15 protein-coding genes are annotated in these 19,734 nt (G+C 49.2%); 7 read left to right on the forward strand and 8 right to left on the reverse strand.

Annotated elements, in window-relative coordinates; translation table 11 throughout:
- The first annotated feature begins 100 nt into the window (after positions 1 to 100).
- Positions 101 to 886, forward strand: a complete 786-nt coding sequence (locus tag FC82_RS03320; protein WP_054758550.1) for an SDR family NAD(P)-dependent oxidoreductase — start codon at positions 101 to 103, stop codon at positions 884 to 886.
- Between the two features lie 449 nt (positions 887 to 1,335).
- Here FC82_RS03320 and FC82_RS03325 read toward each other — a convergent pair whose 3' ends face one another.
- The 5 genes from FC82_RS03325 to FC82_RS03345 form a co-directional block, all read right to left on the reverse strand.
- Positions 1,336 to 1,596 (reverse strand): hypothetical protein, encoded by a 261-nt coding sequence (locus FC82_RS03325; RefSeq protein WP_054758548.1) that lies wholly within the window; start codon positions 1,594 to 1,596, stop codon positions 1,336 to 1,338.
- A gap of 250 nt (positions 1,597 to 1,846) precedes the next feature.
- The gene (locus tag FC82_RS03330; RefSeq protein ID WP_056996202.1) at positions 1,847 to 4,987 is read right to left on the reverse strand and encodes an AAA family ATPase; all 3,141 of its coding nucleotides are present in this window, start codon (positions 4,985 to 4,987) and stop codon (positions 1,847 to 1,849) included.
- On the reverse strand, positions 4,984 to 6,108 hold the full coding sequence (locus tag FC82_RS03335; protein WP_056996203.1) for an exonuclease SbcCD subunit D: 1,125 nt from the start codon (positions 6,106 to 6,108) through the stop codon (positions 4,984 to 4,986). Before FC82_RS03335 ends, FC82_RS03330 begins: the two co-directional genes overlap by 4 nt.
- A gap of 324 nt (positions 6,109 to 6,432) precedes the next feature.
- Complete coding sequence (locus FC82_RS03340; protein ID WP_054758542.1) at positions 6,433 to 6,855, reverse strand: hypothetical protein; 423 nt, start codon at positions 6,853 to 6,855, stop codon at positions 6,433 to 6,435.
- Between the two features lie 9 nt (positions 6,856 to 6,864).
- Positions 6,865 to 7,851, reverse strand: coding sequence for a LysR family transcriptional regulator (locus tag FC82_RS03345; protein ID WP_054758541.1), 987 nt, complete (start codon positions 7,849 to 7,851; stop codon positions 6,865 to 6,867).
- A gap of 198 nt (positions 7,852 to 8,049) precedes the next feature.
- On the opposite strand from FC82_RS03345, the gene FC82_RS03350 reads away from it, so the two are divergent.
- The 4 genes from FC82_RS03350 (at position 8,050) to FC82_RS17050 (ending at position 12,465) form a co-directional block, all read left to right on the forward strand.
- Entirely contained in the window at positions 8,050 to 9,378 is a 1,329-nt protein-coding gene (locus FC82_RS03350) for a D-serine ammonia-lyase (protein ID WP_056996204.1), read from the forward strand.
- A gap of 386 nt (positions 9,379 to 9,764) precedes the next feature.
- The gene (locus FC82_RS03355) at positions 9,765 to 10,628 is read left to right on the forward strand and encodes a DUF3737 family protein (protein WP_054758540.1); all 864 of its coding nucleotides are present in this window, start codon (positions 9,765 to 9,767) and stop codon (positions 10,626 to 10,628) included.
- Positions 10,618 to 11,781 carry a MalY/PatB family protein gene (locus FC82_RS03360; protein WP_054758537.1) on the forward strand — a complete coding sequence of 388 codons (1,164 nt, stop codon included), beginning with the start codon at positions 10,618 to 10,620 and terminating at the stop codon, positions 11,779 to 11,781. Before FC82_RS03355 ends, FC82_RS03360 begins: the two co-directional genes overlap by 11 nt.
- 108 nt (positions 11,782 to 11,889) lie before the next feature.
- Complete coding sequence (locus tag FC82_RS17050) at positions 11,890 to 12,465, forward strand: YdeI/OmpD-associated family protein (RefSeq protein WP_065101467.1); 576 nt, start codon at positions 11,890 to 11,892, stop codon at positions 12,463 to 12,465.
- Between the two features lie 141 nt (positions 12,466 to 12,606).
- Here FC82_RS17050 and FC82_RS03370 read toward each other — a convergent pair whose 3' ends face one another.
- Together FC82_RS03370 and FC82_RS03375 are read right to left on the reverse strand one after the other, a co-directional pair.
- The gene (locus FC82_RS03370) at positions 12,607 to 14,454 is read right to left on the reverse strand and encodes a DUF2207 domain-containing protein (RefSeq protein ID WP_056996205.1); all 1,848 of its coding nucleotides are present in this window, start codon (positions 14,452 to 14,454) and stop codon (positions 12,607 to 12,609) included.
- A gap of 479 nt (positions 14,455 to 14,933) precedes the next feature.
- Positions 14,934 to 16,760 carry an FAD-dependent oxidoreductase gene (locus FC82_RS03375; protein WP_054758532.1) on the reverse strand — a complete coding sequence of 609 codons (1,827 nt, stop codon included), beginning with the start codon at positions 16,758 to 16,760 and terminating at the stop codon, positions 14,934 to 14,936.
- Between the two features lie 251 nt (positions 16,761 to 17,011).
- Here FC82_RS03375 and FC82_RS03380 point away from each other — a divergent pair, with 251 nt between their 5' ends.
- On the forward strand, positions 17,012 to 17,449 hold the full coding sequence (locus FC82_RS03380) for a MarR family winged helix-turn-helix transcriptional regulator (protein WP_054758531.1): 438 nt from the start codon (positions 17,012 to 17,014) through the stop codon (positions 17,447 to 17,449).
- A complete protein-coding gene (locus FC82_RS03385; RefSeq protein ID WP_056996206.1) occupies positions 17,450 to 18,622 on the forward strand; it encodes an MFS transporter in 1,173 nt (390 codons plus the stop codon). It abuts the gene before it with no gap.
- A 183-nt stretch (positions 18,623 to 18,805) separates the two neighbouring features.
- Here FC82_RS03385 and FC82_RS03390 read toward each other — a convergent pair whose 3' ends face one another.
- A complete protein-coding gene (locus FC82_RS03390) occupies positions 18,806 to 19,669 on the reverse strand; it encodes an NAD(P)-dependent oxidoreductase (protein ID WP_082620165.1) in 864 nt (287 codons plus the stop codon).
- Positions 19,670 to 19,734: the final 65 nt, after the last annotated feature.

The raw sequence follows: 19,734 nt of genomic DNA on the forward strand, positions 1-19,734 counted from the left end.
GTATTGTTAATAATACTTATTAATTTCACTTATTAGTATAGCCCTTTTATAATGAAACCGTATCTACTAGTTATAAATTTAACAAAGGGATGTGTTCATAATGGATTACGGTTTAAAAGATAAAGTTGTCGTGATTACAGGTGCAACCGGTGGTGTAGGCCAGGCTCTTGTTAAAGAATTCGCAAAAGAAGGTGCTAAACTTTCTATTTCATCAACGAGTCAAACAAAGTTAGATAAATTTTTGAATGAAGTTGACATTGATAAAGACCATTTGCTTACAACAGTTGTCGATGTTAGTAAAGAAAATCAAGTTAAGACGCTTATGGAAAACACAATCAACTATTATGGTCAATTAGATATTTTAGTTCCAAATGCTGGTAGTGAAGGAAAAGCACTACCCATTCAAGAACAAACCTATGCAAACTTCGAAAAAACATATGGTATTAATGTTTTCGGTGTCATGTACAGCATGAAATATGCTGCACCACAGATGATTAAACAAGAAAGTGGCCACATTGTGGTTATTGCATCGGACGGTTCTATGGTTGGTGCACCTGAAATGTCACATTATTGTTCCTCAAAGCATGCTGTTCTAGGCATGGTGAAGAGCGTTGCCATGGAATTAGGACCTCATGGGATCAATGTTAACGCCGTGTGTCCTGGTGCTATCGACACTGATATGATGAACAGAATTGAAGATATGGCAATGACAGATATGTCGCATGCACAAGCAAAAAAAACATATGCCAGTGCGTACTTGGACAATCGGTATGCAACGACTACAGAAGTTGCTGATTGTGCTGTATATCTAGCTTCTGATCAAGCAAATCACATTAACGGTGGCGCGATTAGATTGGATAACGGACTAGAAAGCACAAGCCGTTAATCAAAGAAGCCCAAAACCATGACGCAATTTTCCGTTACGGAAAAAGGATTTCATAATGCTATATCAGCTGTTGTCAACGTTGATGGGCCAAGTTAACATTTCTAATATTTAAAGGCGAGAGCATCATTAAGAAACCTATCGAAGCGCCGGGATTGAAACTTGATTGAATGAGGTAAACGTGCAAAAAATGTTTTAACATTGACGCAATTTCTGGTGCATCGATTTCAACTGGTCAAGGATTTTATCAGTGGCCGAATCCAGAGTTTTTCTCAAAGGATTTCTTACACTAGAATTTAGAGCGTTAAGTAGTATTCTGCCCGCCTTCATAATGTCAACGTTACATTAAGATAGACCTGAAAATAAATACCTAAGCACACAAAAAGTGCTATCTGAAATTCTATGACCTTTCAGATAGCACTTTTTAATTTAGAAATGGTTTAGTTTAGATCCTAATAACTAAGCGCGGTATTATCCAGCAACCAGCCATTATCGATCAACTGGTGGTACTTCTTGCCCATCGGCACCCAAAGCTTGGCTTTCAGGATGCTGCGTACTTCTTCCCAGAATAGCGGGTCCTGGCGCTCCGTCGGCGAAACGTTGACTTCCACCAGCGAGCCAGTTTCTGTGCGTGCCTTGATAACGGGGTACGTGACTTCAATGATTTGTGCTGCGGTTACGTTATTTAATTCTTTATTTTGGTCGATTAACATGATTAGGACACTCCTTTTCTGTATGACGATAGCGTGTCGGCTAGAATTCTTTGACATGATGATTTGTGGTGCTTCGTGTCTACGATTACTAGTTAACCAAGTTGACCTTAATTCGAACTAAAAAACAAATGTGAGGAAAATGAGAATACCAATAACGACGTTTACATTGCCGTTATATCAACGTTTCGAGTGAAAGTCTAAGCTTCGGTAAAAGGATTAAAAAAACATAAAATTCCGAGGTATTCCAGGCTCATTGTGGGACAACGAGTTTCGCACGGCTCTTACCTTGTCCTTGCGTTGTCACTTGAATCTGATACGGGATCTGCGTCTTTAACGCCGCAACGTGACTAATAATGCCGATCATCCGGTGGTCGCCTTCGATGTGTTCCAAGGCCGCCATAGCGGTCTGAAGGGAATCAGTATCAAGGGAACCGAAACCTTCGTCGATAAACAGCGCATCGATGGAAATTCCGCCGGCTTGGTTTTGAATCACTTCACCAAGTGCTAAGGCTAAACTCAGAGCAGCAATGAAACTTTCGCCACCCGACAACGTGTGCACACTTCTGGTATGGCCAACGTTATCGTCATAAACATCCAATTCTAGCCCGGTATTCTTCGCGTAGGTCCCTGCTTCTTCGTGCAATTGCAGATAGTAGCGGCCGGAACTTAATTCCTGTAGGTGGCCGTTAGCGGCGTCCAGGATCTCCAGCAAGTACTGCTGAAGCACATACCGTTCCAAACTCAATTTAGCATCACCGCTGCCGTTGATGGTACTGGACAGCAAGGTGAGTTCATCAAGGTCGTGTGCCTGTTTGCGAATAGCCTTGGTGGCATTTTCAATAGTCTCAAGCGTTTTTTGGTTTAAGATATAAAGCTTGCTTGTGGCATCCAGCTGATCGCTTGCCCGCTGGAGGTCAGTCTGCAGCGTTTGTAATTGTGCCTTTGCTGTTGTCACATCGACACGGTCACCACTGACCATCTTGCGGTAGGTTTCGAGTTGTGCCCTGACCGATGCGGTCTGCTGGTTGTACGCCTGTATCTGTTGGCGTTTGTCAGGAATGGTTGACACTTGGGCAATTAGTGCTTTGAACTGGTCCCAGTCTGCCTGACCTTCGAAATGTGTTTTCAAGTCGGTTGTCAGCTGATTGTTCAAATCAGTGACCTGAGTGGCTAACTCGGTTTGCCTAGCGGTTAACACATCTAATTTTGAGACTGATGCTGCCAACGCGCTCTGGGTGGCGACTAAGCTCTTTTGGTTATCTGACTGTTGCTGATTGAAATCGGCAATGGCCTGTTTGAGGGCTTTCAAATGGGCATCAAGACTTGCCAGATCCTTAAAATCGGCCGGTAACTGGGCCTGTGCATCCGTCAGCTGAACGGTCACGGTCTGCACCCGCTGCTGGGCTTCATTGAAACCAGTTTGTTGCGTTGACATTCTCTTAGTCAACTCGGCCTGTTGTTCAGTCAACTGGGTGACTTGAACAGCCGCTCTTTCACTTTCTGCGACCTGTTGTTGAATGTTTGTCATCTGCTCAGCCACTGTCTTAGCCATGGCCTGTAATGAGTCCAGACAACCGACCAAGTCTAAACCGGTTTTGATCGATAACCAATCCAGATCAGCCAACTCATTCTGAAACGCAGTAACAGCGTTGTTTTGAGCGGTTTGTTGCGTGCGCAAATTTTGTGTTAACTGATCAATTTCAGTTTCTAATTTGGTAAAGCGTTGTCGTTGCATCGTCACGTTCTTATCAGCCGTCGTGAGCGCGGCCTTAGTGATGGTTTTGCCTTCAACGGCAAGGGCCGGGCTTGGGTGGTCAACACTGCCACAGATCGGACAAGGGGTACCAGGTTTCAACTGTTGGGCTAACTCTGCGATATGGTTAGCTAACCGTTGATTTTCTAAGTCGTCCTTTTGCGCTTCGGCACTTGAAACGGCTGCCTGTGATTCCGGCAGCTGAGTTTGTTTTGCCGTCACCTGCTGATTACTGATTGTCAGCTGCTCGGCTGCCTGCTGCAATGCGTGCCCCTGCCGCGTGTAGCCGGCCAGTTTGTCTTGTTGCTGCTTCAGGGTGGCTTCCTGCAGCTTTAGCGGAGCGGCCTGATCCGCCACTGATTGCTGCTTGACGAGGTTATCACTGACGGTCTGTTGCTGGGTCGTTATCGTTGTCAGTGCCTTTTGAGCCTGAGTCGCCGCGACCTTTGCCTGCGTTAAAGTTGCGGTGAGCTGTGCCACTTTCTCAAACGAGGGGCGTTGTTGTTCCAACAGCGGCACCTGTTGTTGTTTAGCTGCGTATGTCGGGGCTTGTTTCTGCAGTTCTGCCTGGGTTGTTTTCAGCGCCTGCAGATCCGTTTCAGTCTTCGCCTTATTTGTTCGCTCAGCGATAATATTTTGGGCGGTCTGTTGGTGACTAGCTGTGGCCTGCTGCAGCGTATCGTATTTGGGCTTTAACGTTTGGACCCAGGTTAAGGTCGCAATCGTTTTCTGAAGTGTCGCCATTGCGGGTGCCTGACTATCAAGTTGCGTCTGTTGCGCCTCAAGTTTAGCAAGTTCATCCAGCTGTTGATTGTGCTTGACGCCTTGCTCGATGGTCGTTTGCTGTTTTTGAACAGCCGCCCGTTGCTTGTTCAACGCATCGCGCTGCTGGTGACCGGTTGCTTCCGTTTGTGTTTGCTGGTCCTTTAGCAAAGCAACCTGCGATTCAACGCCTAAGTCGGCGAGATCAGCCGGTTTTTCGAGCCACTGAATGCCCTTTAAATTATCGGTAATCGTGCTCTTCCAGCCGCGGCTCTTCGAATTGGCTTCCCGCAACTGGTCCTTGATCTGTTCACCCCAGTTTTGATACAGCTGCGTTTTAAATAATTTTCGCAGGACACTTTCTTTGCCCTCACTGTCTGAAATTAAGAAGCGGCGGAAATCTCCCTGCGGCAACAGAACAATTTGTGAAAACTGGTCCCGGTTGATCTGCAGGAGTTGTTCCAATTCAATGTTGATCTCCTTAAGCTTGGTGGTGTCTTCAACCTTGTTAGCGTTGTCAAACACTTTTAGCTGGGCCGAGGCCGCGTATGTTTTGTCGCCGGTGCCCCGTTTTTTTGCCAGTGTCTGCTTAGGCTGGCGGGTAATCTCATATTGTTTGCCTTGGTGATCAAACAACAGCGTGACTTCCGTCGGTTCGGTATCCACTGCGAAGTCTGACTGCAAGCTGTTTGCCGGTCGATCCGAGGTCACACTTTCACCATATAGCGCAAACGTCAGCGCTTCGAAAATGGTCGTTTTGCCACTTCCAGTCTGCCCGGAGATCAAGAAAACCGGCACTTGGTCTAATTTTTGAAAGTCGATAACCTCACTTTCGTAGGGGCCAAAATTTTTAAGGGTTAACTTTAACGGCTTCATGACTGGACCTCCTTGTTTGCCTTCTTCAACGCCTCTTCCGCCCATTTTTTCTGCTGGTCGCTAAGGTCGTCCTTCGCCACCAGTTCGTAAAACTGGTCCAGCAGCGCCATCGGGTCCTGGTGCTTCACGTTGATCGCACTTGGACGCAACGAGGCCTGGTAGCCCTTTTCACGTGCCAGGGTGATGATGTTTGGATAGATGTCGCGTAACCGTGCCAGGACGTTTGGAATCGGCTTGGTGTCGGTGAGCGTGATGCCGAAATAGTTGTCGCGGTCGAGGTCGTCATAGAAAACGGGATCGATCAAGGTCTCAAACGCTTCGTGTAACTGTTGCACATCGCGCAACGGTGTCAGTGGTTTGAATTCGCGCGTCATGGTTTCCGTATCGAGGATGTACACGCCCTTCTCCTGATTTGCTTCAGACAGGGAGAATTTCACTGGCGAGCCACTGTAGCTGGCGTTGTCAGCCTGCAGGGCTTGCCGCCCATGCAGGTGACCCAGTGCGACGTAATCGAAATCCTGTAACGTTGATAAGGGAACCGAAGCGAGTCCGCCCACCGTCAATTGCGTTTCAGAATCTGTGGTTGCACTGCCGGAAACGAAGAAGTGCGCTTCCAAAATGTGTTTTTTATCAGGGTCAAACAACGTTTTCATCTTCTCGACCGCTCTCGCAACCGCTTGGTCCAAATGAACGATGGTGTCATCGTCAAAATATTGGGCGGCCGCGAAGGGTTCGAAGTATGGCAACAGGAAAATTTGGGTGTTGCCCACGGTGATTGGGTCAAACGCCTCCTTGATGTCGGTCGCCATGTAAAAATCGGTTGCCCGGAACCACTGGGCACCCGTGGATAAACGAATGGCGCTGTCGTGGTTGCCAGAGATGGCGTAGATTGGAATCTGGTCAGTGAGATTCAACTGCTCGATCATCTTGTTCAGCTGGCCAACGGACTCTTCTGACGGCATGCCCCGGTCGTAAAGGTCGCCGGCTAATAAAATACCATCCACTTGTTCGTTTGTAGCAATCGTTTCAATTTGGTTAAAGGCATCGGCCTGACTATCAGTCAGGTCAAACCCGTGCAGGCGCCGGCCAATGTGCCAATCGGCTGTATGTAAAAAACGCATGGTAAACCCTCTTTTCTGAATTTTGGTTGGTTACTAGGAACTACGTAAAACTATCCCTACTAGTTTACCATTTCGGAAATTTTTTCAGAAGTTTTCCAGACGTTTTATTGGCGTTTTATTTTAAGTACAATAGAAAATCGTCATCACCCTGGGCGGTGCCCACTCGATGGGTAGCGATGAAGGATGTTGTCATATGCCGGATGACTGCCCATTTCGACATTCAACGTTGTATCAGAATGCCTCTGTTAAGTAATCGTTCGACATCCGCATCTCTTCATCAATAGGCATTTTTACAATAAAAGAGTCAATTTGACCACGATTAGACTATTCAGGATGATAGTGGCTAATGACGGTTTCATAATGGCGAATCAAGGCATTCACATGATGTTCAAACTGCAGCATAAATGCCTTTTTGTCGGCATCAAGCGCGGTGTCGGGCGCAAGCAGCTGATTGTCACCAGTTAGCAGGAACTGATTCAAAAAATCGTTACTTTCCCGAATAAACCCCTGCAGCGGCGCTACAAACCCGCCACCGGACACTTGGTAGCTGTTAATGAGCTTATTGCCGTGGGTTTCAATCGTATCTTTAAATGATTTTAAATCCGCAACTGTGAGCGTCTCCGGCAACCGTGAACTCTGGCCTAAAATATAGTCCCAGTAAGCAGAGAGTGTTTTTTTTGCGGCCGATTTACTGCCACCGCTGTGGTGGGTTGCCCCGCCAAAATCAAAGTGTTTTTGTAATGCCATGGCGATGTCTCACTTTCTTTGTTTAGTTTTGGTTTGTTGAGTCTTTCTGGCTTTTGACCGGCCGGGGTTGATCGTAGCGCGCCGAGCAGAACCCAGTGTTAGCACGCGCTTGCTAGTCGCTTGAATTTGCGTCCGTGTCGCTTCAATCGTTTTCATGCGGGCTTGTGCCTTGCGTGAAACGAGGTAGAAGTGGCGGTGCTGCGTCGGCGTTAAGGCCAACAGCGCGGTGTTCGTCAACTGTTTGGGAATCGTGATGCCCGGCAGCACACCGATACCCATATTATAGGTCACCGCCTGCCGAATTGCGCCGTAGTCTTGAAAGGTCGCGATCCGATGCGGCTGATAGCCTGCCTCCTGGCACAGCCGCCAAACCTTGTCGCTGAGGTAGGCGCCGTCTGGTTCCATCGCCCAGTCCTGGTCGCGCAGGTCATTAATGCTGACACTGGTTTGGCCGGCCAATTGATTGTGTGTGTTGACCAGTACCTTGAGCTCATCAGTGCCCAACTCAACGGCAGTCAAATCGTCTGGCAGCGGCATCATGTCACCAATGTAGGCCACGATGGCCAGGTCGATCTGGTGTGCACTCAGCGCGGTTAAACTGGCTGGGGGCTCGAGTTCTGCCAGGCGGAAATCGACCTCCGGATACTGTTGATTGACCGCAGCCGCTGCCGGCACAACTAGCGCCTGTAACGCACTGGAAAAAGCGCCGATGCGGACAATCCCCTCGTAGTTGGAATCGGCACCGGTCAGCGAGGCTTCAACTGCTTCCAGGTCATCGATAATTGGCCGAACCTGGGCAATCAATTCCTTGGCCGTTGCCGTCAGTTCAACGTTGCGGCCAACCTTTTCCAATAAAGTGGTGTTCGTGTCTTTTTCAAGCTGTTTTAGCTGGGCAGACACCGCCGACTGGGTGATCGCCATCACTTCGGAAACACGTTTCATCGTTTTGAGTGTATCGAACTGAATCAAAATTTTAAGCCGCCAAATATCCAGCATGGCTGCACCTCCCGTCATCATGTCTGCTGATTGGTTGGTTTATCACAGTGACATCGAAATGATAAGTCAATCAGAACCAAACTTATACTCAATAAATTCTTGATTTTTTTAGGAAAACACTTAAGTTAATATGAAGTATACGCTGATGACGGGGGTTGGGTCAATCACCCTGTCCAGCACCTTGGAGGCACTATTAATATGACAGAAAACATTGAACAATTAATCCATAAATTCCCACTATTAAACAATATGCGTCAGTACGAGCCAATCGACTGGATCAACCCAGAATTTGGCGAAAAGGCTGAAATTCCCTTTACTCAAGCCGAAGTCTTTGACGTTGCGGCCCGTTTCAAACGGTTTGCACCCTATCTGGCCACCGCGTTTCCTGAAACCCAGAAAACCAACGGTCAGTTGATCTCGCCACTGATCAAGATCGATAAGATGCAGTCTCGTTTGGCCGGTTTAAACGATGCTGAGATTCCTGGCAACGTCTACCTGAAGGCTGACAGTATGCTCCCCATCTCTGGTTCCATCAAGTCACGGGGTGGCATCTACGAAGTTCTGAAGTTTGCTGAACACGTCGCAACCACTGAAACCAACCTCACCTACTCTGATGATTATGCGATCTTGGCCACCCCTGAATACCACAAACTGTTTGCCGATTACGGTATCATGGTCGGCTCAACCGGTAACTTAGGGTTAAGCATCGGTATGGCCGCTGCCAGCTTTGGTTTTAAGACCACTGTGCACATGTCGGTTGACGCACGTCAGTGGAAGAAGGACATGCTGCGGGCAAACGGCGTGACCGTTGTTGAACATAACGACAGCGTCTCAGTTGCCATCGCCCAAGGACGGGAAGAAGCGGCTAAGGATCCGCACACCTACTTCATTGATGACGAAGGCTCAAAGGACCTGTTCCTCGGTTATTCAGCAGCTGGGATCGAAATTCAAAAACAACTCGCTGATGACGGCATCTTTCCAGACGCCGACCACCCGGTTTTCGTCTACCTTCCAGCCGGTGTCGGCGGCAGTCCAAGCGGCGTTAGCTTTGGCTTGCAAATGATGATGCCAGAGGGGATCTATCCCGTTTTCGCCGAGCCGACCCACGTGCCATCCGTTACCATGGGCATGATGACCCACTTGTACGATAAGATTGCCGTGACGGATCTGGGCATCGACGGCAAGACCCTGGCAGACGGGTTAGCTGTTCCCCGCTCATCAAAGATTGCCGGCCGTGTAATGCGGACCCTGTTATACGGTGCCCACACCTTCAGCGATGATGACATCTACCGGTACCTTGCCATGTTGGCAGATACCCAGGATATTTACGTTGAACCATCCGCAGCTGCTGGCTTTACCGCCATCGTACCAACCGTTAACGGATTTAAAAACAAGGCAGCGTTGAAGAACGCCACCCACGTTGTTTGGGCCACCGGCGGAAAACTGGTCCCCGATGATGAAATGCAGAAATACTATGATAAAGGCCGGGAATTACTGGACGAACCGCAACAGATTCTCGCCCGGTAGACACTTCGCTTAATATCGAAACGATAAAAGAGACTGGAAGAGACACTTTCCGGTCTCTTTTTGAGTATGTGCGCTGTAAGAGTGGTCACTGGTTCCCCTCCCGGCATAATTTCCGAACAATGCTCTTCAAAAATTGGACTGACGGTAAGGTTTAGCTTAAACTATTAGTAAGCATTGTATTTTATCATTGGCAGTATGACGACCGAAACAAATCGCACAATGACAACATTGAGACTGAAAAAGGTCGTTTTTCTTGACTTAAAGTGGACTTTAAGTTCTATACTGTTTTTACTTGCTGAAAATGTCAGCAAGGACGATGTTTTTACAGAGAGGAAGTTAGTTTAGACCGATTGCCTGTGTAATCTGTCCATCATATAGTGAAAAAAATAACAACTGAAATTAACCAACAAATTTTAACCGGTGAACGGGCACTCTTTCAAGCCCACGACACCCACATTACAAATAGTACCTTCCGGGATGACGAATCGCCGCTGAAGCACGGCAGCAACCTCGCCATCGACCACACGCTGTTCAAGTGGAAATACCCGCTCTGGTATGCCAACGACATCACCGTCAGCGACAGTGCACTCCAACAGGGCGCTCACGCCGGTATTTGGTACACCCACCATCTCGCCATGCGTGATACCATGGTGTTGGACACCAAGACTTTCCGCCACGCCACCGACCTGGATATCAGCAACGTGACCTTCAGTGACGCCGGCGAAACGCTTTGGTGGTGTGCTGACGTCAAACTGGATCACGTTACCGCGACCGGGGATTACTTCGGCAAGAACTGTGAAAACGTAGTGGTCGATCATCTTAACCTGACTGGCAACTACGCATTCGACGGGTCGAAAAATGTTGAGGTTCACAACTCAACGTTTATGACGCACGACGCGTTTTGGAACTGCGACAACGTGACCGTTTACGATTCTACGCTAATCGGTGAATACCTCGCCTGGAATGCCAAAAATATCACGTTCGTGAACTGCTGGATCGAAAGTGACCAGGGGTTGTGTTACGTGGACCATTTGACACTGAAAGACTGCAGTATGATCAACTCCGACCTCGTGTTTGAATACTGTTCCGACGTGGACGCAACGATCACCACGGCCATCGACAGCGTCAAGAACCCAATCAACGGCCGCATTAGTGCCCCAGCCATCGGTCAGGTGATCTTCGACGACCCGCAGATTGACCGTCAGCGCACAGACATTCAAATAAGGAAGGATCAACAACATGCCGTATGATTTTGAATCACCCGTTGACCGCCGCAACACGAATTCCGTGAAGTGGGATGTAAAACCAAACGAACTGCCGCTCAGCATTGCGGACATGGACTTTCGAACTGCGCCAGAGATTGTGACCGCCATTCAGACCCGCGCTCAAACGGGCATCTTCGGGTACGAAGAAGTGCCGCAATCATATTTTGAGGCCGTGGCCCACTGGTATCGCGACCAGCACGATTGGCAGCCGAAACCGGAATGGATGCTGTTTGCGACCGGTGTCGTTCCCACCATCTCCTCAGCGGTACGCCGTTTGAGTCAAATCGGGGATAACGTTTTAATTCAATCGCCAGTCTACAACATCTTCTACAACTCAATTTTAAATAATGGCCGCCACGTGTTATCAAGCGACCTCGTGTACACTGATGGCCAGTACGATGTTGACTGGGCCGATTTGGAAACCAAAATGGCTGAACCGCTGACTTCGTTGATGATTTTTTGTAACCCGCACAACCCGACTGGCCATATTTGGTCAGCGGATGAGTTGGCGCGTGTCGGGGCGCTGGCGGCTAAACATCACGTGATCGTGATTGCCGATGAGATCCACGGTGACATCACAGATACCGGGTACAGCTATGTGCCCTTTGCCTCCGTCAATGACGTGAACGCGCAGAACAGTGTGACCTGTGTGTCGCCCAGCAAGACGTTTAACGTGGCTGCCCTGCACGCTGCCACGGTTATTGTGCCAAACGCCAACTTGCGAGCCGTGGTAAACCGCGGTCTGAACAGCGATGAATTAGCCGAACCCAACTCGTTTGCGATTCCGGTAAGCATCGCAGCCTATGGCCAAGGTGCTCAGTGGGTCGCTGAATTACGCCAAGTGATCACTGCGCACAAAAAGCAATTAACTGAATTCGTTGCGACAGAACTGCCTCAGGTTCACGTCATCACCGGCCACGCCACCTACCTGATGTGGCTGGATGTCAGTGCTGTGACGGCGGATGCCGCTGAATTGGCCGTTTTTTTGCAGCAACAAACCGGCCTGATCATCGCCGATGGGAACGCCTACGGGCCAAACGGCAAGACCTTTATTCGAATCAGTGTCGCCTGCCCGACTGCGGAGTTAACTGACGGGTTGACCCGCTTGAAGAACGGAATCACCGCATTTCAAAAATAGTATTTTGTACCTTTGAACAGGCGTTTCATAACCGGCATTGTGTCGAGAATGAAACACCTGTTTTTTCATCCACCTATGCTATACTGTTGGCAAAAGGATGTGACCATTATGACTGTGATTACCGACTATCTTGACCAAGCGCCTGCTGAAGCCCAACCGCATTTGCGGGCAACATACGCCCTGTTGAAACAACTATTGCCGGATGCTGAGGAACGCATCAGCTATGGCATGCCGACTTTTTGGCAGCAGCATAATCTGGTACACTTCATGGCCAATAAACACCACATGGGCTTTTATCCGACAGCGGAGCCGTTAGTTGACTTAGCGGATGAAATCGGTGATTTTAAACATTCTAAAGGCGCAATCCAATTTCCGTATGACCAGCCGCTGCCCACGGCGCTGATCAAGAAATTAGTGGCCAGTCGGCTTGCCCACCATGAACCGGTAACGCGCATCACGCGGCCGGATGAACCCGTACCGGCTCATATTCAACAGCTGCTGACGGCAAAGCAGCTGACAGCAGTTTTTGAAGCTCGACCAAAGTACCAGCGCAACGATTATTTAAGGTGGATCCGGCAGGCTAAGCGTGAGGAAACACGCGAGAAACGGCTGCAGCAGATGATAGCCGAGTTGACAGTTGGTAATCTATATATGAAAATGGAATGGCATACGAAGTCAAAGTAAAACACGCCCCCAGGTTTTGGGGGCGTGTTTTTGGTCTTTATTTGGCTGGGGTTGGCAGTTAACTATTACCTTACAAGCCTTGATTAACAAAGATGTTTTGTTGGTCTGGGGATGAAATGCATGCTTTTACACACACGCTTTCTAAAACGCACCGCCACCAGAACCGCCGCCGAAGCCACCGGAACTGCCTCCGCTGAAACCGCCTGAGCCGCCAGTTGTGCTGCTGCCTTCCGTTCTGCCAACGTTGGTGCTGAAGTCGTTATTGAACTGTCCGGCGAAACTGTCGTTAAAGCCGACTCCGTAGAAGAACAACGGGTAATAAAACGCGAGGCCAGTCTGCAATTCCGCGTCCGTGAAGTTGGCCTGCAATGCTTTAACGACCTTCTTTGCTAATCCGAAGGCCACGGCATACGGCAGAATCTGTTCCCACAAGATCAAATCGCCCACCTGGGAGCGGTCAAAATGACCAATATCGTTTAACATGTCCTTAAAGCCTTGAATCGGCGCCACGATATCTTCACCTTCCTGCGTGTATGGCGACAGGCGCCACATTCTGCGAATCCCCGTGAACAGCGAGAGTATCAGCAAAATAGCGCTTAACAGCCAGCCGATTGCCAACCAGAGACTGCTGGCAACGAAACCAAAGGCCAGAAAACCACCAAGAGCCAGGGCGCCATTAATGAAAATCAGCAACCAAGCATGGGTCTTCACATTCTGGTTTGCCAGGTTAAACAACTCCATTCCGCTGACCCCACGATAGATATCAGATTGCCAAGTCGAAAAGTGATCATACAGATTGTTGCCATTGGGGCCCTCATAGTGGTTGATCTGGTCGAGGGTCACGGTCCGATTGCCGTTGTTGTCCGCGTCCCCCACCTGATCAAAGATGAACCGCAACATGTCGTTAGCATGATGAGCCGGCGTTAATTTGGCTGTTTCAGTCAGTCGGTATGTTTGCGGCTGACCGTCCGTCTGCTCAATAGTGATTTCACCCGCAGCAGCCAATTCCATTAACCAAGCGCTGAATGCTTTATCGGTTGGGTCATCGCGACTCAGTAGTACCTGTGACGTTACCGCATCGTAAGGCGGAATCTCATAGTTGTGAACTTCGGGCTGATCAATGATGTGCTGGGCCGGATTTTTTCTGAACCAGCTGAGCTGATACAGGTAGTGAGCAACGCCAAGGACCAGCACAAGGATACCCAGAATCAGTGGGATGGCTTTTGCCCAAAACCGCTTTTGATTGGCCTGCTTTGCCAGAGTTGCCTCTTGCTGCTGTGCTTTTTTCAAATGACGTGTGTTATTTGTCTTAGTGTTAGCCGATGTCACACGGGTTGGAAATAGTAAGTGGCTCTCGACAAACGTGTTCGCAGCTACGTGATTCACCGTCATAGTAACGGTGCCGGCCTGCTTGTTGACGTTAGTGTGGCCAGATAATGGCCCATGCGTCCAAGCCTGCAATTGCGAAATGTTTTTAGCCGGCAGGGCAATTTTTATCTTCACGTTGTTAAGCGCAACGTCCCACTTGCTGCCGATAATCTTCCAGTTCAGTTGGGCGGTGTCGATGTAGTTCGTAATGACACCGTCAAGCTGGTAGCGATATTGGAAAGTGACTTTCTGGTTGCTAGCTGGATAAAACACTTTGAAACGGTAATTGCTGCTGGTATCAGTAGTCTGATACGTGTTTGGCTGCGCGCTGTTATTGTGCGTCAGTGCGGTAGTCTGGCCGTTTTGAATGACGGCCACGGATGGGCTCTTCAGCCCGTCAATGCCTGATGTATCTTGGTTGTAGTAAACCCCGTTAAAATCACCATTGAAATCATAGGTGATTTTCTGCGTCAATTCTGCGTTGCCGTCCTTTTGAACGTTAATGTTGACCCGGTAACGATCAATGGTGTAGTCGCGCGCGTGGGCCTGATTTGTGGTTATTCCCATTGTGATCAGGCTCACGACGATAGCAACGAGCACTTCTAAATGCCGCTGTTTCATGTGACATTCCCCCCTTAACTGGTAGTTTAAGTTTACCATGTTGCGTGTGAGTTTGCCGTAAATTGTCGGCCAGAGCTTGGAACAAGCCTTTTTAGGTTTGGCCAGAGAGTTTCTCGACAATGAAATTGACATTATTGCGCGTGTTGATTGTCTGGCGTGAACGTGCGATAAAGGCTTCCTTGACCAAAAAAAGCACCCTTAGCTGAAATTTTAGTTAGGGGTGCTATATTCTTGGGGCAAAACTGCTTTTGTGCCCAGGATTAGGTTAACATTTAGTTTTCGTCATTTTTTTCTTGGCCCCCGAGTGGAAACGGGCTAAAGTTCAAAAACACGCTTTCTAGGCCACCAAGTGGAAACGAGTTTCAGAAAGCAGAGACCGGCCACGTAAGGGCAATTAGTGACAAATCCAAATTCGGGATTTCCCACTAATTGCCCTTACGTTCTGGTCTCTAACCGCTTTCTTTCACTCTCTTACAAAATTACATCCGTTTCTTAATCAACGTCTGTGCGGCCTTGCGTCCCTGGTGTACGATACCTGCGATTGCGGTCCCAGATCCTGGATAGTACGGGCCAAGCCACCCGCCTGCAGTGAGTCCGGCGGCGTAGAGGCCTTTGATCGGCGCATCCAGCACATCGAGGACCTGGCCTTCAACGTTGATGGTCAGCCCACCAATAGCGCCCAAGTTCATCGCTGTTGTTTGGTGCACGTAAAACGGTGCGGTTAACGGTGCGATGCCCGTTTGTCGGTCGTAAACCGGATCTTGGCCAGTTTTCGCATGAGTGTTCCATTCGGTCAACGTGGCTTGCAGATTTTCTTCTGGAACGTGAATCAGTTTGGCCAATTCAGCGACCGTCGCAGCCTTTTTGACTTCGCCTTTTTCAACGTCTTTTGCAAGCGTCTCGGCTGTCCATGCGCTGCCCTCAGCCTGAATACTGTTTTCGTCAAAAATCATGTTGGTCGGCTTGCCCAGTTGCTTCTCCTGCTGGAAGACCGCCCGCATGGTAAAGGCGTACGTGGCATCTTCGCAGACAAACCGCTTGCCCTTAGCGTTCACGTAGATCATCGGCATTGACGGAATCTGGTCGTTGGTGGCGTTTCCGGTCTTGCCATCCAAATCAATCGTTCCACCCATGCCGTTGATGCCGGCACCGGCGGCCATACCAAGGAAAATCCCGTCGCCAGTATCTGTGACCGCCGACAAGTTAGCGTGGTGCTGAAGGTCGCTGTAATGTTGCGGGTTCTGTGCCTTAGCTAATTCAAGGTTGTGATCGATTCCGGCAGTGGCTAATATGACGCCGCGCTTGGCCTCGATCAATCTCTTCTCACCGTTTTGATGAACGACCACCCCGTAAATAATTTTCCGGTCCCGGTCTTGAACAAGCGCAGTCGTTGGCGTGTCATAGCTAATGGTGGCGCCTGCATCTAGGGCGGCCTTCAGCAGCGTCTGCGTGAGCACGATGCCGTCACCCATTTGGCCACCGCCGCCTTTTCCGTTGTCGTAAACGTGGATCCGGTCGGCAAAATCTAAGGTACTGGTTGCAGGAATGTGATTATTCCCATACACGCTCTGCCACTTGATGCCCATGTCGGCTAACCAGTCGATATTTTTGGGGGCATTCTTAGCCAGATCTCGTACCAAGGTCATGTCAACCTGGTCTTCGCCAGCATCGATCCAGTAGCTGGCATGCTTATCAGGGTTATCGTTATCATATGATGTCAGCGCCTTTTGATAGGACGTGCCAGCCGCCTGCATGACTCCGCCTGAGAAGTTCGTAGTCCCGCCAGGAATACCAGCTTTTTCACTGATGAACACTGATAAACCAGCCTGCGCAGCCTCCGTGGCAGCAGCTAATCCTGCACCGCCAGAACCGACTACGACAACATCGTAACTGTCATCAAACTTGACATCGTCGTTGTAGGGCACGGGTTTCGTTACTGGCGAAGGATTACGTTCAACGACATTGACGTTTTCAGATGCACCAGTGGTCGCATCCGCCGGCTTATAAGGGTCTTCCGTTGCAGCGTCCAGTGCCTGCTCCGCAGTTAAATCACCCTTGGCAACGGCGGTCGCCTTGTGAACGGCTGCTTCAAATGCGTAGGAACTGATGGTCGCACCTGTAATGGCGTCCACATCAGCATGACCAGCTGCTTTCACCGCGTTTTCTAAGCGGGCAACCCCTAAGCCGCCCACCGTTCCTGGTTCAACCTCGGCTGTGACATCTGAGATCGTATCGCCATCGAGGGTGACGGTAGCCGTAATATTACCGTGAAATCCCTTTGCGGTTCCTTGATACTGTTCACTCATAACTTCAAACTTCCCTTCAAAATGCGATTATATAAAGCGCTTACATTATTGCTTTTACCTTTAAAAACCAACCGCATATAAACTTACTTTTATTCATTAACGTCTCTATCATAACACGTTTCATCAAATTAATTGCGGGTAAAAGTAATCGTTTTCATTATGAAACTGACGGCTTTCATTAGTTTTCACTTGAATTTCTGACCGTTGACATTTATGTACAGCTAGCTGTACATTTTAAGTGAGGTGATTTGATGACAGCAGATGAATACCATATTGCACGGGCCGTCCTAGCTCTCGCAAACTCGGTGACTAGAACCCGTAATGCCCACTTACAAGACCTTGGCATTACCACCCAACAGGCGGATGCGCTGACCTTTTTTGATGACTATCCCAACAGCACCATCAGCGCGTTGAAGGATGCCCAACACATCCGCCATGCCACGGCCCAGATGCTCATTCAGCGGCTGGTCAAACGCGGCTTGATCCAATTGACCGTTGACCCGAATGACCACCGCGCTAAGCTGGTGCAATTGACACCACAGGGCAGCGCATTGCGGCAACGTTTGAAGCACAAGGGCTCACACACTGGTGAGCGCCTCCTGACGGGGTTTTCGGAAACTGAAACCCGGCAGTTTTACGAGGCCCTGCATAAAGCCTATGAAAATTTAACACATGAGGAAGATGAGTGAATGACAAAACGACATTTATACGGACGCAACATCATTTTGATCCTGGCAGCGAGTTTTTTCTACATCGCAAGTGCCATGTTCATCAATCCATTAATTACCGGTTTTGCAAAAGGTATCGGCGGCAGCACGCTGATGGCTGGTATCGTGGCCGGCATTATGAACATCACGTCGCTGTTTCTGCGTCCTATTTCCGGCCAGTTAACGGACAAGTTTTCTAAAAAACGACTAGCAAGCGTTGGCGGACTTGGGCTGCTGATAGCGACGATTGGTTACACAGTGGTCAACAATACGGCCTGGCTACTGTTTTTTCGGGTCGTCAACGGTGTCGGGTACGTCCTCTGTACCGTTTGTATGGCAACTTGGATGGCCAGTTTGCTGCCCCGTGATAAGATTGGCTCCGGGATGGGCATCTATGGTCTGATGAACGCGTTAGGCATGGCCATCGCCCCAGCATTGAGCATTGCGTTGTACCAGCGACTCGGCTACCGAAAAGCGTTTATTGCGGCCGTAGTGTGCAGCGTTTTGATGATTCTCCTAGTGCAACTCGTCGGGGATCAAGGTGCCCCGCAGGCCCCGCAAAAAACCGGTAAGTCGGCACATCAGCTGCGAATCGTTCAACCTAAAGTGTTTCCGCTCGCAATGATGCTGATGCTGTTTGCAATTCCGTATTTTGCCACGCAGGCGTACATCGTCAGTTACGTAGAAACGCTTCACCTCAACGTTGCGGTGGGCGCCTTCTTCCCAATTTACGCTGCGTTTTTGATTATTCTGCGATTGAGTTTGCGGTCGCTGTTCGACACAGTAGCCTTTGGAAAATTCCTCTACGTGAGTTTGCTCAGCACAGTGATCGGGCTGTTAGCGCTGACACATCTCACCAACGATATCTTACTGGGCGTGGCCGCTTTGGGCATTGCTGGCGGCTACGGGTTGATGTTTTCAATCTGCCAGGCAACCGCCCTGCTGATCGTTCCTGAAAGTGAACAGGGTCTCGCAAACAGTACATTTTATATCGGTATGGATCTCGGAATGTCCATGGGGCCAATGATTGGCGGGTTGTTAAAAAGTGTGTTCCCGCTGCATTTATTCTACCCGATCATGCTGGTGACCCTGCCCGTTATTTGGCTGATCTACTTCATGAATCGACGGTCGCTGAATTCAGCGGTGGCGCGGTAACACTGTTTATCCAAATCAACCACAAAAAATAGTCCTGCGAGTGGCCAATTCTGGCGCGTTAGCGGGGCTTTTTTTTGACGGTCATTTTATCTACAAAACAATATTGCGCTGTTCCCCGCGTTGGAAAGCAGCGATGTTCAACCCGATCTCATCAACCGCCCGTTGACGCGCCTCGACACTGGCTCAGCCAATGTGCGGGGTAATGATCAGTTTACGACTGTCCTGAATTTGCAGCAACGCGTCGTCCGCATGCATGGGTTCGTGACGCGTAACATCCAACCCGGCAGCCGCGATTTGCCCAGTGTTCAGCGCCCAGGCCAAATCGTTTTCATTAATGACACGACCGCGACTGACATTCAGTAACATGGCGGTCGGTTTCATGAGTTCAAACTGCGGTTTCGCCAGCAGATCTGCAGTTAGCTTACTATATTTCGTGTGCACGGAAACGATATCCGACGTTGTCAGCAGCTGTTCAAGTGACTTAGCCTGATAGTTGTTATGGGTTGTATTGCCAGTTGGCGAAAAATAGGACACTTGCGCACCAAAAGCAGTTGCCAATTGGGCGACTTTTTGACCGATGTGGCCCATCCCGATAATGCCCCATTGGTGACCGGCAATTTCGTGAATCGTGTTCTGGTAATAATCGCCAGAATAGTTGTCGGTGTACCCGCCAGTTTTAACGAAGCGGTCAAACCCCACCAAATTGGTTAGCAGACCGAGTGCTAAGGCCATGGTCTGCTGCGCGACCGCATCAGTTGAATAATTCGTAATGTTCGCGACCGCGATACCCTTCGCTTGCGTAGCTGAGAGGTCAACGCTATCAGTACCCGTAGCCGAAAGACAAATGAGTTTCAGGCGGTTCGCCTTCGCGAGTCCAGCGGCATCAATTGGAATTTTATTACTAACAGCGATGTCAATATCGTGTAACCGATCAGGGAGTTCTTCGGCTGACGTTGTGGCATAGGTTTGAACTTCACCCAGTTGTTTTAAGGGACTGAGGTCGGCCTGCTCACCTAAACTTTGACGTTCTAATAGTGCAATTTTCATGGTGGTCACGTCCTATCTTTAGTCTTTGAGTTAGATTTTACGCTTTTTTGTTAGCTAATTGTTTT

The organism is Secundilactobacillus collinoides DSM 20515 = JCM 1123 (genome assembly GCF_001435975.1).
Taxonomy (GTDB): domain Bacteria; phylum Bacillota; class Bacilli; order Lactobacillales; family Lactobacillaceae; genus Secundilactobacillus; species Secundilactobacillus collinoides.

Bases quoted from the DNA above. Each gene is read 5' to 3' on its own strand.
- FC82_RS03335 (WP_056996203.1), bottom strand. From the start codon at position 6,108: ATGCGTTTTTTACATACAGCCGATTGGCACATTGGCCGGCGCCTGCAC.
- FC82_RS03325 (WP_054758548.1), bottom strand. From the start codon at position 1,596: ATGTTAATCGACCAAAATAAAGAATTAAATAACGTAACCGCAGCACAA.
- FC82_RS03360 (WP_054758537.1), top strand. From the start codon at position 10,618: ATGCCGTATGATTTTGAATCACCCGTTGACCGCCGCAACACGAATTCC.
- FC82_RS03350 (WP_056996204.1), top strand. From the start codon at position 8,050: ATGACAGAAAACATTGAACAATTAATCCATAAATTCCCACTATTAAAC.
- FC82_RS03385 (WP_056996206.1), top strand. From the start codon at position 17,450: ATGACAAAACGACATTTATACGGACGCAACATCATTTTGATCCTGGCA.
- FC82_RS17050 (WP_065101467.1), top strand. From the start codon at position 11,890: ATGACTGTGATTACCGACTATCTTGACCAAGCGCCTGCTGAAGCCCAA.
- FC82_RS03330 (WP_056996202.1), bottom strand. From the start codon at position 4,987: ATGAAGCCGTTAAAGTTAACCCTTAAAAATTTTGGCCCCTACGAAAGT.
- FC82_RS03380 (WP_054758531.1), top strand. From the start codon at position 17,012: ATGACAGCAGATGAATACCATATTGCACGGGCCGTCCTAGCTCTCGCA.
- FC82_RS03345 (WP_054758541.1), bottom strand. From the start codon at position 7,851: ATGCTGGATATTTGGCGGCTTAAAATTTTGATTCAGTTCGATACACTC.
- FC82_RS03370 (WP_056996205.1), bottom strand. From the start codon at position 14,454: ATGAAACAGCGGCATTTAGAAGTGCTCGTTGCTATCGTCGTGAGCCTG.
- FC82_RS03390 (WP_082620165.1), bottom strand. From the start codon at position 19,669: ATGAAAATTGCACTATTAGAACGTCAAAGTTTAGGTGAGCAGGCCGAC.
- FC82_RS03320 (WP_054758550.1), top strand. From the start codon at position 101: ATGGATTACGGTTTAAAAGATAAAGTTGTCGTGATTACAGGTGCAACC.
- FC82_RS03375 (WP_054758532.1), bottom strand. From the start codon at position 16,760: ATGAGTGAACAGTATCAAGGAACCGCAAAGGGATTTCACGGTAATATT.
- FC82_RS03340 (WP_054758542.1), bottom strand. From the start codon at position 6,855: ATGGCATTACAAAAACACTTTGATTTTGGCGGGGCAACCCACCACAGC.